This is a genomic window from Candidatus Neomarinimicrobiota bacterium (assembly GCA_018651745.1).
GTDB lineage: Bacteria > Fidelibacterota > Marinisomatia > Marinisomatales > TCS55 > JAAZYX01.
Map to the genome: position 1 here is coordinate 1 of JABIDL010000030.1, position 13,902 is coordinate 13,902.

A 13,902-nucleotide genomic window follows, 5' to 3' on the forward strand; every position below is an offset into this window, starting at 1 on the left:
TACTATCTCTGCTCAAGATAGTTCAAATACGATAATCATGACCATTGCATATTTAGATAACAGAACGTATGATTCATTTAGGTTAGAATCACTTGGAACCTTGGTTGCATGGTATGACGGTAACGATCCACATGGCACAGGAAGCGTAAGTGTAGGTGATGAGATTGAAACATGGGTAGATAAGAGTGAAAACAACATCCATGTAACGCAATCCGAATCAGACAAACGTCCTGTGGTTGTAGCAGAAGGAAATAACTACTCTTTACAATTTGATGGAAACGATATGCTTGGTGTAGATAACGCCACCATGGAAGAAGCTTTTTCAGAATACACGTTTATTTCAGTCGTTAAATCATCAGTGAGCGGATATAAAAACATCATGGGTAGAAATTATTCAGTTTGGGAGTACCAATGGCATGGGGCTGCTAAAATAAATATGTACATTAATAATCGTGAGCAAGATGGCTCTTCAGACACATATCCGTTTGATGGGCAAGCAAGAATTGGCCTTTTTAGATATCACGATGCGAATGATGCCTTAGATCAATGGATCGACGGAACATCAACATTTACGAATAATCACAATCAATCAATCCCCAGTTCTACAAACGACTTTTACATCGGAGCGAGAATGGGTACAGGTGAATTTTTTAACGGAGAAATGTTGGAGTTGATTGTTTTTTCCGAGTATCTCACAAACACAAACAGAGAAAGAGTCGAAAATTATTTGGCTAATAAGTGGGGACTGAATGGTGATGATTTAGAACCTGAAGATGGAGAAGAGTTTGAAGTGGTAAATGTTGCACCGTCTCTTGCTGCACTAGCAGATGCAAGTACGGATGAAGAAACAGCCAGTGTACGTGTTCTTTCTGCTACAGATGCAGATGGAGATGCATTAACCTATTCTGCATCATCAGATACGTCGGCAGTGACTGCAACGGTCAGTAATGATACACTGACATTGACACCTGCGGTGAACTGGAATGGAATAGCTGATGTTATGGTTACTGTAAGTGATGGCGCTTTCTTAGATACAACATCATTTACATTAACGGTGAATGCAGTGAATGATGCCCCGTTTGTAAGTACACCTGTTCCGGATGTTACCATAGATGAAGATGATTTTGGTGCTGTAATAATAACAGCATTGGAAGCCCATTTTAATGATGTTGATCTAGATGATGATCTTTCTTTTAATGCTACTGCTTTAGGAACTGGTTTGGATTCCTTATCATTGAGTGATGATGGTATGCCACCCATGGGGCGATTTGCACATTATGGCTCTGCAAAGATCATGACCATAAAACGATCTGTAAAAAAGAATGCACAGGCGAAAGTGTTTACATTGGGTCAGGCTGAAGATAAATCAGCTCTTATGGATATTGTATCAATCAACAATCCTGTTGGACAAGGAAGATTCTCAAGCAGAACTGATTCCACATCTTTAATCGTATATCCGACGGAAGATTTTTTCGGTAATGTAGACATTGTTATTACAGCCACAGATTCGTCGGGTGAGTTTGCAACGGATACATTAAATCTAACCATTGAGAATCTCAATGATGCACCGTCTCTTGCCGCGATATCAGATGCAAGTACGGATGAAGAAATGGCAAGTGTACATGTTCTTTCTGCAACAGATGCTGATGGAGATACATTAACGTATTCTGCTACATCGGATACAACGGCAGTTACTGCAACGGTCAGCAATGATACACTTACTTTAACACCTGCAGTTAATTGGAATGGAACAGCCAATGTTACGGTATCTGTAAGTGATGGCGCTTTATTAGATACAACATCATTTACATTAACAGTTAATGCTGTTAACGATGCTCCGAGCAGTTTTGATTTAGTGGAAACAGATGCCGTCATTACTATTACTGAATCTGAACTTTCTACCGGCTCACTTGATTTGGAATGGGAAGGTGCAGAAGATGTGGATGGTGATTCGATTACTTATCATTTTACGGCGACTTTGACAGTGGGGACCTATACTGAACAAATGGATTCATCTTTAGCTGATACGAATTTTTCCCTCATGTCATACCAAGAGTTATATGATAAACTCTTTGCAATGGAATCGACAACAGCAGAATTAGAATGGAATGTAACGGCTGATGATGCTCAAATAAGTACGCCTGCTGGTAACGGTCCACTTACATTGACCATTGATGTAAGCAGTTTATCTATAGATGACGAGTTGATGCCTGACGTTTTTGCCTTACATCAAAACTATCCAAACCCATTCAATCCTGTAACGAATATTCGTTTTGATGTACCAGAGAACTCAATGGTCACAATGGTTATTTATGATCTTTTGGGACAAAAAGTAAAAACATTGGTCAATTATGAAATGAATGCAGGTTTTCATTCAATACAATGGAATGGAACCAATGATCACGGGAAACCGCTTGCCAGCGGTATGTATATCTACCGGATCAATGCAGGTGGATTTCATGCAGTGAAGAAATTGGTTTTCATGAAATAAGTTTAAGAACAATCAATACGAAAAGGGATGGCTTTTGGCTGTCCCTTTTTTTATTGGTTCTTCAGGGAAATGTGTGGAAGGTGTTAACAAGAATTTCAAACTTTATGGTAAATGAATAATCAAAACAACGTAGCGTGGGCTTTAGCCCAATAGATTGGGTAAGTGAGGTGATATTATCAACATCCATCCTAAAGCAGGAAGAGTCTAGTAATTTAGATTATTTTTAGCTTATCAATATTTTTTGACTAAATCTTTTAATCTTCTAAAACGATAGATATAGGAGTTAAATTTCAACAAATAGATTCGGAAGAATTATTTTGAAAGTTTTTTTCAAGTTTCCTTCAATATTTCACCAATAGGTGAAACAGCATATAGTAAAACGCTAAATGGTGAAATACTTATTTATGAAAAATGGACATTGGGAAATAATCACATGAAGTCAAAAGAATATTACTTAAAGTTCGCCATCTTTCTGGCAGCTGTTACCGTTTTTTATAACATTTTTGAAGGGATTGCGGCTATCTATTTCGGTTTAGAGGATGAAACATTGGCACTGTTCGGATTTGGTTTAGATTCTTTTGTGGAAGTGATTTCCGGTATTGGAATATGGCACATGGTTTTGCGGATCCGGAAGAGTGAAGATGAACATCAAGGACATTTTGAGAAAACGGCTCTCAAAATCACCGGATCGGCATTTTATATATTATCCGCAGGATTAATAATTTCATCAATATATAATTTGATAACTGGTGCTCAACCCCAAACTACATTTTGGGGAGTTATCATAGCTGGCTTGTCTCTTGGTGGGATGTGGTGGCTCATCCGGGAAAAATTAAAAGTGGGCAAAGCACTGCAATCGGATGCCATCATTGCCGATGCGAATTGCACCAAAGCTTGTATGCAATTGTCCTTTGTTTTATTGGTTTCCAGTTTGGGCTATGAATTATTTGGAATCGGAAGCATTGATGCTGTGGGCTCTCTAATTATTGCAGGGTTTGCATTTCGAGAGGGAAAAGAATCTCTTGAAAAAGCAGATGGTAAAGGAGAATGCAGTGATTGTGAACAATCTTCAAAACCAATGTGACTAAACCAGAGAATATAGAAATTAGTCAGGTCTATCTCTGTTGGGCATTATATTAAGCCATGTTTCTTCCGTCACATATTGCATCAGGATACATTTTGGGGAACGCTTTGAGCTGCAAAAATCCCACTTGGACAGATGGTCCGTTTTTGTCGGTTTTACTCTTTTCTTCCATCCTTCCGGATGTGGATGGAATTTGGTCAAATACCGTGGCGGGGCATCATTCGTTTCTTCATACACCCATTTTTTGGATATTCCTTTTTATAGGAATGACGGGCTTGGGGTCGATTTCAAACATCCGCTGGATGAAACCCGTTTCTCTTGGAATTGTTCTGGGTGCGATGCTGCATCTTTTCACAGATTGGATTACGGCGCGAACGGTTGGGATTCAGTGGTTATATCCGTTTAATATGACCAATTTTGATGTTTATTCTGTTCAGCCCGAAAAAGGACAAATCCCGGTTTGGGATATGATTCGCGATCCGTATTTTTCGTTTTACATTGAGAACAAAGTATTGCTTTGGTTTGAAATTGGCATGAATGGACTTGCCTTAATCTTATTTGGGAAAAATAAATTACAGGGAAATCGAGTATGAAATCTATTCTGCAAATTCTGACACCGATATTTTTGTCAACTTTGTTGTGGGGTCAATGACCTCTCTGAACGAATCCAAGCCTCCCGGTCGGGACGGCCAATTCTGGTGTTGGATTAGATAAAGGTGATCTTATCGTGGGGGCGAATATGATGGTTCAAAATATCGAGTGGTGGCATAGTGAGTTAATAGAATCCGGTGGAGACCACGAAGGGAATCTGAAATCAAGCTTGGCAGAAGTAAATGCAACCTATGGGATTTCTGATAACTGGAACCTGAGTGTGGATGTTATGACGGGAAACAGATCCATGGATTTTTATCCTGACGCGAATATTCATCACCGCGATGAAAACAAAATGGGCATCGGTGATACGAGAATTACGCTTCGCTATTTGATAGAAAATACAACATTTGGCCCCGGTCAGCGGGTTTTTATTGGAGGCGGATTAGTTATTCCTTCAAAGAATTCATTGACTGAAAATCCATTTAAACTTGGGGAATCCGGAGAGACACACACACATTTTGATTTGAGCGAAGGCGTGGTTAAAGCGCATACAGAATTCCAATATTTCAGGCGATCAGAAGGATCCATTTTTCCGGGAGGCGTTTTGAAAGTGGAAATACCGTTAGAAACGAATCAATACGGTTTCAAAGCGGGAATCCAATTATCCGGTGCGATTCTGGTTTATTTTCACACCCAATCTTTTTGGAGTGGGATTCCATTTTTACATATGCTGGGTCAGTATCGAAACCCAGATATTTGGGATGGAGAAGAAGCACCGAATTCAGGGGGAAGTGTACTGCAAATTGGCGGAGGCTTAACCTTTTCGAAGAACGGATATCTATTAACTGGATCGGCTCGTGTACCGATATATTTTAATGCAAGTGTGGCAGGCCAAGAAGAAAAAGATGTATCAAATAGAACGGATGTTTGGGGAGGATCCTTAAGTATTAGAAAAACAATTAATCTGTTTAAATTTGAGGACTAAAACCATGAATATAATGAAAGGAAACAACATGAAAAAATCACTCATTCTAATCGCCGGAGCAGCAATGATTATTGCAGCATGTGGCGGAGAAAATAAAACAGCAGATGTGGCACTTAGCACAATTCAATGCGGAATGTGCACATCTACAATCGAGAATGCTTTATCTGATGTCAAAGGTGTAGTAAGTATCAAAATCGATGAAGAAAAGAAAGTTGGGAAAGTTGTGTATCAGGCAGGAGTTGTTGATTTGGCAGCAATTGAAAATGCGATAGCAGCTGTTGGTTACAATGCCAACGATACCAAAGCCGACCCAAAAGCATATTCCGAACTTGCAATGTGCTGTAAAGTCCCTGGCAAGGAGTAAACCATTTTAAGAACAATGAATCGGGGTTGACGCTTTATGCTAATCCCGTTTTTGTTTACTTTTTTATTTGCAGGACGCTTTACGGATCCACCTGTTGGCGTTGGTAGCCGCTACCCCAATATCACCGAAACTGATCGCGGATTTACCCTTTGTTGGTTTGAACCGGTAGGAAAAAAATTCAGCCTAAAAATGTCTGAATTTGACGGAAACTATTGGACTAATCCGGTTACAATTACTATGGGCGAGAACTATTTTATAAACTGGGCAGATTTCCCCTCAATTTATTATTTAAATGATAATCGGTTTGCCGCACACTGGCCCCAAAAGAGCGGAACCGGTCCGTATGATTATGATGTGAAAGTTTCGCAGTCATTCGACCGCGGAAAAACATGGACAACCTCTGTGACGCCGCACCGCGATAAGAAATCCGGCGAACATGGTTTCGTTTCGTTCTTCACCAATTCCAAAGGTGGCCTTGCGTTGGCTTGGCTGGATGGCCGGAATATGTCCGATGGACATGGCGGAGGAGATTACGGAGCTATGAATTTGTTCACAACCACTCTGGATCTGGATGGGAATCTTGGACCCGAAATAATGCTGGATGATAAAGTTTGTGAATGCTGCCCGACATCGGCGGTTAATACCGAAGATGGTGTATTGGTGGCATACAGAGATCGTTCCGAAACTGAAATCCGCAACATAAATGTGGTAAGATTAACCGAATCATCTTGGACAGAACCCGAGCCACTTCACAATGATAATTGGAAAATTTCCGGTTGCCCGGTGAACGGACCGAAGCTTGCGGCTAACAGTAAAAATATTGCAGCTATATGGTTCACGTCACCCAATGAAACACCACAAGTTCTGTTTTCTTTATCCAAAGATTTGGGGGAATCCTTTAATGATCCTGTAAGATTAGACAGCGGAATGCCGATTGGCAGGACCGACCTCATTTGGCTAGACGGACGAAAGGTTCTGGCAAGCTGGATGGAATACGGGGAAGACAATACACACATTATTTTTAGGACAATATCCATTGATGGGCGGTTAGGGAAACCGTTTATTGCAGCAGAAATTGACGCCGGTAGGGCCAGCGGTTACCCGGTGATTACTCGTATCGGAAGAAAGATTTTCTTGGCATGGACGAGCAGCGGCGAATCCGGGAAAGTGGAATCGAAATGGGTTCCGGTTTCAAAATTTTGATCTATTCAATTCTAATTTTTCCATTTAAAAACCCCTTTTTCTAATTTGATGATTGTGTAAATTCATTTTCATATTATGAAGCAACTCATCACAGTCTGGCTCATCCGAATCTTAACCGCAACCATTTTCATCGGAGGCGTTTTACCGGTTTTAACTACACCGGTTTCTGCCCAAGAATCCAATAAGAAGAAAAAGAAAAAAAGCCGAAAAAAACCTTCTAAGAAAAAATCATCTAAGAAGAAAAAGAAATCCTCTAAAAAAAAGAAGCGAGGAAAGGCTAAAAAGAAACGTAAAAAAAGACCCACAAAAAAGAATAAAGCAAAACGTAAAACCAAAAAATCGAGTAGTTCAAAATCAACCGTGGCAGACCGGTCACGTCCACCTAAGATGAATGTGACAGAATTTGCCGATGAGTTATACACCATTACTGAGGCACTGAATGTCAGTTCAGATCAATTATCCCGAGCAACGTCTTATCTTAAAGAGCCGGATCAAAAGCGCCTTGTTAGGCTGGATTCGAGGGAAGCATTTACGACAACGGACTATGAAAAAGCAGCAGATAATGCACCTCAAAATATCCGCCTTCAAAGACAACTCGGTTTGCATTATGAATCGGTTCAGGAATTCGAAAAGGCAAAAGATGTGTATTTCCGGCTTTTGACTAAAGAACCCCAGAATTCGGATTATCATTACTTTTTAGGTTCCCTTTATGCTAAAGTTGGCGCTATTGGGAAGGCACAGCATTCATTCGAAGAAGCCTTAGATCTCCAACCTGATCATTATCAAACGTTAAATGCGATGGCATCTTTTTTAGGTTCGCCCCGTGAAAAAAATATGAGCAATGAAGTATTATCTCGATCTGCAGTAAAAAACCCGGATGGTCCGGCTCAGCAAATGACATCCATCCAAAATAAATTGAACTCGGGAGAAGCCCAAAAGGCAATTATGTTGGCAAAATCTGCTTCTGAAGAGCATCCTAACCACAGTGGATTTATATTTCTGCAAGGCAAGGGATATGAAGATCTTGGCGAAATTGATCAATCTAAAGCGTCTTACCAAAAAGCAATCCACATGGATCCAAAAAATAAGGAATCCCATATGGCACTTGCGAACTTGTACTACAACCAAGGAAAATATGTGTATTCTGCATTGGGTTATAGTGATGTAGTCTATCTCGATCCGTATAATGTTGATGCCCGATACATGCAAGGGCTCAGTTATTACAACGCATCCGAATGGGGAAGAGCCGCCAATGCTTGGGAAGATCTTTTGCATTATGATCCACAGCATCCGTTGGTCCGCATGTTGTTGCCCCAAGCATATTATGTATTGGCAGTGGAATACAACCGAATCGGAAAATCGGCACAAGGACGCTCGGCATTTGAAAAAGCAATGAGCATTAATTCTAACACGAGATCTTGGCTTTCGGGTGCGATGCGAACCTTGGGGAAAACGTATCGGGAGCGAGGAATGTATAAAGAATCGCTGGCCGCTTTTCAGGAAGTGATCGAACTAAAACCAGCCGATTCAAATGCATACCTTGGCATGGGTGTAACCTATTGGAAAATGCAAGAAACTCAACTAGCAAAAGCTGCATGGAATCGCAGTCTGGAATTAAGCCCGGATGACAATGAAGCAAAGGGTTGGTTGTTCATTGCACATCAAGCTGGTTCTTGAGCACTCGTTTATTTCGTAATATTCCCTTTCTTAATTCTATGAGAATGAAACCCATCTTATGTTTGGTTTCGTTTTCTATTCTTTTCTCATCACATCCTGCCGATGATAAAGTCCATGAAGGCGTTCGAGCTTTTTATAATTATGAATATGATCAAGCTGTATCGATATTAACTGATGTAAGTTTTGAACATCCTGATCATCCCGGAATTTTTCTTATTTTGCCTGCTGCAAGATGGGTGCTGGCGCAGGCGCATAGTAGTGTTGAAGTTTCCTATACCGTATTAGAGCATGACTTAAATGAAGCGTTGTTTATCTATAAAGATCTGATAAAGGATAATCCGGACAATCAGGAATATCGTCTTTACTATGGTTCTGCTCTGGGCTTAAAGGCAAGGGTAAATCTTGGGAAAAAGGAATGGGTCAAAACGCTTTCAAATGCTTACAAAGGCTTCCGCATCATTCAAGATGTGGCGGAGAAAGATTCCTCCCTTGTTGACGCCAATCTCCCAATCGGTATTGTGGAATATTATGCCGGCATGAGCAATGGACTGATTCAGTTTGCCGCCGGATTGTTTGGGCTGGATGCCTCACGCGAAGTTGGACTCTTGAAAATTCGTAAGGCGGTCGAAGCAGGTTCTTGGTCATGGACTGAAGCAAGTGCGATTCTTTCTTTTATCTATTTATGGTCTGACAGAAATCCGGACGAGGCTGAAAATTTCAGCCGAAAACTGGTGGAAACATATCCGCAAAATTTTTATTACCGAATTTTGTTAACCGAAAGTTTAACTCGCAATGGGAAATTGGAAGATGCTAAAAAATCGCTGCTAATTTTGGATAATTCGATTGGAAGTCTAACGGAAATTCAGCAAAAATGGTTTTATGGATATCTTCAATTCGAATGGGCACTGTATCATTTCTATTCCGAGAATCAGGAAGTCTCAATGCGCTATGTGAAACAAACCATTTCCTCTTACGGAGCGGAATTGGATATCATTCTGGGCGAAGCGTTTTTATTGAATGGAAAATTACTCGACTTAAAAGGAGAGCGAAATGAAGCGGTGTTATCCTACCGGCGATGCAAAGAATTGGATAACATGTCGCAAGCAATGCGTGATGCAAAAGAGTTTCTTAAAAAACCATTTTCTCTACCGAAGTGATTGGATGTTGTGTTTCCTCACCGGTAAATTTGTAGTCTATGATTGAACGGCATGAAACACGAAAAGTAATGGTTGGCGATGTTGCAATCGGAGGCGGCGCGGCAATTCCGGTGCAATCCATGACCACTACCAAAACGCATGACATCAAGGCGACGCTAAAGGAAGTGGAACGCTTGGAAGAAGCGGACTGCCAAATTATCCGTATCACAGTTCCCGATGAAAAAGCAGCCAAGGCGCTACCGGAAATCAAAAAACACATGACGGTTCCGTTGGTGGCAGACATTCATTTCAATTATCGCATGGCGCTCGAAGCCGTGGATGCAGGCGCTGATAAGATCCGCATCAATCCCGGAAATATCGGCGGAAAGGCGCGCGTGAAGGAAGTGCTGGAAAAAGTGAAAGGCGCGAACCTACCAATCCGCATCGGCGTAAATGCCGGAAGTTTGGAACGGGATTTAATAAAAAAATACGGATTTCCAACCGCGGAGGCGATGGTGGAAAGTGCACGCCGGCACATTAACATTTGTAAAGAGCACGATTTTGAGGAGATTATTGTTTCCCTAAAAGCATCGGACGTAAATCTCATGATTGATTCCTACCGCCTGTTCGCCGAAGAATTTGATTTTCCCACGCATCTCGGCGTTACCGAAGCAGGGCCGACCAAGGCAGGCAGCATCAAATCCGCTGTTGGCCTCGGAACACTCTTAAAGGAAGGCATCGGAGACACGATCCGGGTGAGCCTTACGGACGATCCGGTGGAAGAAGTGCACTGCGGTTACGAGATTTTGAAATCGCTTGGGCTCGCAACCAAAGGCGTAACGGTTGTTGCCTGCCCAACCTGCGGACGTTTGGAAGTGGACCTGTTCAAGATCGCCGGTGACATGGAAGAGCGGTTGAAAAATGTGAAAACGCCGATGTCAATCGCGCTGATGGGTTGCGCGGTGAATGGCCCCGGTGAGGCGGAACATACAGATCTCGGAATTGCCTTTGGGAAAGGCGCCGGGCATTTGTATTATAAGGGCGAAAACATTGGAAAGGTTAGCGAAGATGCGGCAATGGGAAAATTGGAAGAGCTAATTTCTGATTACGAAAAAGAGGTATCTACAAAAGGAGACGAATCATGAAAATATTACTCTCATTATTATTCATCACATCGTTTGCATTCCCTCAGGATGAAGCAAATCCGAATACCATTTCCCCGGCAGTGGCTTACTGGAAAACACTGACACCGGGCGAAAAGGAACTGTATTTATTTTCGTACCTCACGCAGGTGTATGAAACGCACCAGGACTTGATCAAAAAACGTGGCTACGATGAAATAACAACCTGGTATTACGAGAACCGTGCAGAATTAATTTATGGCATTTTTGACAAACTCGAAGAGGAGGAAATCAGTCGATTTGTAACTTGGATTGACGAATATTACAGCCATGAAGAATATATAAATCGTCCATTCTATGAAGCGATGTCCTTTGCTTTTCGGTTTCAAAAAGCATCAGGAGAGACCCTTTGGGATAAGTACGAAAATATGAAATTTGATACAATAAAACCGGATAACGACTGATGTCATTTTACCGGCCGCGTTTCCTCAAGGAATGGAATTTCATTCGGCAGGAAGGCGGATATAGACTTCTTTTCAAGAAAAAGGGTTGGGTGGTTTTTTTTGCCTTTTGCACATTTTATCTTATTCGAGATTCAATTTTATATTTGCTGATTCCTTATCTTGCTTTCAAAGGAATTATTACCTGTAATTAAATGGTTTCCAAAGTTCTTAGTAGCGCTGTCCTTGGGATTGATGCCTACATTGTTGAGGTTGAGGCAAACCTTTCCGGTGCTCAGTTACCCAAATTTATAACCGTTGGCCTCCCGGAAGGTGCCGTAAAGGAAAGCAAAGAACGAGTCACAGCTGCGATTCGCAACAGCGATTTTATTTTACCATATAAACATATTACAATCAACCTTGCTCCGGCGGATATTCGCAAAGAAGGATCTGCATTTGATCTTCCGATTGCCGTTGGAATCCTTGCAGCCACCGGTGCGGTAAAACAAAATTTTCTCAACAATTTGCTTTTGTTGGGTGAACTTGCTTTGGATGGCTCGCTCAGACCAATCAAGGGAGCGCTCCCGATCGCCATTAACGCTGCCAAAAAAGGAATTAAGGGAATCATTCTTCCAAACGAAAATGCGCAAGAAGCCGGAATTGTGGACGGTATAAAAGTAGCCGGTGTGGATTCACTGGCAGAAGTGGCGGCTCTGCTAAATGGAAAAATGTCCATGGATCCTATCAAAGTAGATAGACAGAAACTCTTTAATGAACAAAAAAATTATGATTTGGATTTTGCCGATGTGAAAGGTCAGGAACATGTAAAGCGTGCAATTGAAGTGGCAGCAGCCGGAGGGCATAACGCCATTATGATCGGTCCTCCCGGAAGCGGGAAGACGATGCTGGCAAAACGTCTTCCGACCATTCTTCCGGACCTCGTATTGGAAGAAGCACTACAGACTACCAAAATTCATTCCGTTGCCGGATTGCTTCCAGATGGAAAGGGGCTGATTGCTACACGTCCGTACCGTTCGCCGCATCATACTATTTCGGATGCAGGACTGATTGGCGGCGGAACGGTTCCGAAACCGGGTGAAGTCAGTCTTGCGCACAACGGTGTATTGTTTTTAGATGAACTTCCGGAGTTCAAGAAAAATGTTTTGGAGGTCATGCGTCAACCGCTGGAGGATGGTTCTGTTACCATCGCGCGCGCAACAATGTCGCTAAGTTACCCATCCAATTTTATGTTGGTGGCGGCTATGAATCCATGTCCTTGTGGTTATGCGACAGATCCGAAAAATGAATGCACCTGTAATCCGCAATTGATTCAAAAATATATGAGTCGAATTTCAGGTCCACTCATGGATCGAATTGATATTCACATCGAAGTCCCGTCAATCTCATTTGATGAATTATCCGAGAAGGAAAGTGGGGAAGCATCCAAATTTGTGCAAAAAAGAGTGCAGAATACCCGCAATGTTCAATTAACAAGGTTTGAAGGAAGAGATTCCATTTTTTGCAATGCACAAATGGAATCCAAAAATATTGCTGATTATTGTAAAATTGACAAAGAAGCATCTGATTTGCTGAAGACAGCCATGGAAAAATTGGGCCTATCAGCTCGAGCGTACGATCGGATTTTAAAAGTATCACGGACGATTGCAGATTTAGAATCTTTAAAAGAAATCAGTTCTCAACATGTGAGCGAAGCAATTCAATATCGTAGCCTGGATCGTAAGTTATGGCTTCAATGAAAGGAAAAAGAAAACATATTCGATTAGCTGATTATGATTATTCTCAATCAGGTATTTATTTTGTCACAATTTGCTCTCAGATACGGGAATGTATTTTTGGTGAAATAACGAATGGAAACATGAAATTAAATCTAATCGGGAATATTGCTTACCGTTGCTGGGAGGGAATCGAAAAGCATTATACGTCTGTAAATCTGTTTGATTTTGTAGTGATGCCAAATCATGTGCATGGAATGGTAGGATTGAATTCAACTCAATTCAAAAATCCGGTATTAGGTGATATTGTTGGCAAATATAAAGCAGCAGTAACAAGGGAAATAAACAAACGTAGGGGCGAGATATATCGCGCCCCTACAAAGGTTTGGCAAAGAAATTATTATGAACACATCATTCGGAACGAAACTGCATTCGAGAGAATTACAGAATACATTCGATCCAATCCATCCAATTGGAAACAGGATAAAGAAAACCGAGATCGAAACAAATTGAATAATTTTTATGGATGGGTAGATACCTACTGGAAAAATTAAAGAAAAATATGATACTCATTATCAGTTCAAGTTTGAATCCCAACAGCCTGAGCAGGGTCATGGCTCAACAGGTCAAGATTAGACTTGAGGAAAATAATGCGGAAGCTGAATTTATTGATATGCGTAATTACGATCTTCCTTTTTGCGATGGAGACTCATGTTACAATCATCCGAAAGTAAAGGAAGTAAAGGAAAAAATACAGTCAGCTCGTGCGATTTTATGTGCATCGCCTGTTTATAATTACGATGTGAATGCTGTTTTGAAAAATCTGGTCGAACTTACAGGAAAAGCATGGGAAAATAAAACTGTTGGACTTGTATGTTCGGCCGGTGGACAGGGTAGTTATATGAGTCCGATGCCATTTTTAAACAGTTTGATGCTGGATTTCAGGTGCCACATAATTCCACGCTTTGTTTACACTACAAAATTCGCATTTACAGATGGCGCCATATCTGACGAAAATTTGAAGAACAGAATTAAAGAATTATCAGCTGAATTAAAAAATACAAGAAGATAATG

Annotated in this window: 13 protein-coding genes; all 13 read left to right on the plus strand. The window is 41.2% G+C overall.

Annotated features, from left to right (window positions below; translation table 11 throughout):
- The first annotated feature begins 37 nt into the window (after nucleotides 1-37).
- The 13 genes from HOD97_05675 to HOD97_05735 all read left to right on the plus strand — a co-directional run bounded on the left by HOD97_05675 (nucleotide 38) and on the right by HOD97_05735 (nucleotide 13,900).
- On the plus strand, nucleotides 38-2,491 hold the full coding sequence (locus HOD97_05675) for a tandem-95 repeat protein (GenBank protein MBT4281082.1): 2,454 nt from the start codon (nucleotides 38-40) through the stop codon (nucleotides 2,489-2,491).
- Nucleotides 2,492-2,924: 433 nt separating this feature from the next.
- On the plus strand, nucleotides 2,925-3,575 hold the full coding sequence (locus HOD97_05680) for a cation transporter (GenBank protein ID MBT4281083.1): 651 nt from the start codon (nucleotides 2,925-2,927) through the stop codon (nucleotides 3,573-3,575).
- A 59-nt stretch (nucleotides 3,576-3,634) separates the two neighbouring features.
- On the plus strand, nucleotides 3,635-4,168 hold the full coding sequence (locus HOD97_05685; protein ID MBT4281084.1) for a metal-dependent hydrolase: 534 nt from the start codon (nucleotides 3,635-3,637) through the stop codon (nucleotides 4,166-4,168).
- Between the two features lie 146 nt (nucleotides 4,169-4,314).
- The gene (locus tag HOD97_05690; protein ID MBT4281085.1) at nucleotides 4,315-5,154 is read left to right on the plus strand and encodes a hypothetical protein; all 840 of its coding nucleotides are present in this window, start codon (nucleotides 4,315-4,317) and stop codon (nucleotides 5,152-5,154) included.
- A 28-nt stretch (nucleotides 5,155-5,182) separates the two neighbouring features.
- Nucleotides 5,183-5,518 (plus strand): heavy-metal-associated domain-containing protein, encoded by a 336-nt coding sequence (locus tag HOD97_05695; GenBank protein MBT4281086.1) that lies wholly within the window; start codon nucleotides 5,183-5,185, stop codon nucleotides 5,516-5,518.
- A gap of 36 nt (nucleotides 5,519-5,554) precedes the next feature.
- A complete protein-coding gene (locus tag HOD97_05700; protein MBT4281087.1) occupies nucleotides 5,555-6,721 on the plus strand; it encodes an exo-alpha-sialidase in 1,167 nt (388 codons plus the stop codon).
- Nucleotides 6,722-6,796: 75 nt separating this feature from the next.
- Nucleotides 6,797-8,398, plus strand: coding sequence for a tetratricopeptide repeat protein (locus HOD97_05705; GenBank protein MBT4281088.1), 1,602 nt, complete (start codon nucleotides 6,797-6,799; stop codon nucleotides 8,396-8,398).
- 44 nt (nucleotides 8,399-8,442) lie between these two features.
- Entirely contained in the window at nucleotides 8,443-9,555 is a 1,113-nt protein-coding gene (locus HOD97_05710; GenBank protein MBT4281089.1) for a hypothetical protein, read from the plus strand.
- 38 nt (nucleotides 9,556-9,593) lie between these two features.
- Nucleotides 9,594-10,679 (plus strand): flavodoxin-dependent (E)-4-hydroxy-3-methylbut-2-enyl-diphosphate synthase, encoded by a 1,086-nt coding sequence (gene ispG / locus HOD97_05715; GenBank protein ID MBT4281090.1) that lies wholly within the window; start codon nucleotides 9,594-9,596, stop codon nucleotides 10,677-10,679.
- On the plus strand, nucleotides 10,676-11,119 hold the full coding sequence (locus HOD97_05720) for a hypothetical protein (protein ID MBT4281091.1): 444 nt from the start codon (nucleotides 10,676-10,678) through the stop codon (nucleotides 11,117-11,119). The genes ispG and HOD97_05720 overlap by 4 nt, the downstream gene beginning before the upstream one ends.
- Nucleotides 11,120-11,310: 191 nt before the next feature.
- Nucleotides 11,311-12,852, plus strand: a complete 1,542-nt coding sequence (locus HOD97_05725) for a YifB family Mg chelatase-like AAA ATPase (GenBank protein MBT4281092.1) — start codon at nucleotides 11,311-11,313, stop codon at nucleotides 12,850-12,852.
- Complete coding sequence (locus HOD97_05730) at nucleotides 12,840-13,382, plus strand: hypothetical protein (protein MBT4281093.1); 543 nt, start codon at nucleotides 12,840-12,842, stop codon at nucleotides 13,380-13,382. Before HOD97_05725 ends, HOD97_05730 begins: the two co-directional genes overlap by 13 nt.
- Nucleotides 13,383-13,390: 8 nt before the next feature.
- Nucleotides 13,391-13,900 carry an NAD(P)H-dependent oxidoreductase gene (locus HOD97_05735; protein ID MBT4281094.1) on the plus strand — a complete coding sequence of 170 codons (510 nt, stop codon included), beginning with the start codon at nucleotides 13,391-13,393 and terminating at the stop codon, nucleotides 13,898-13,900.
- Nucleotides 13,901-13,902 lie beyond the last annotated feature (2 nt).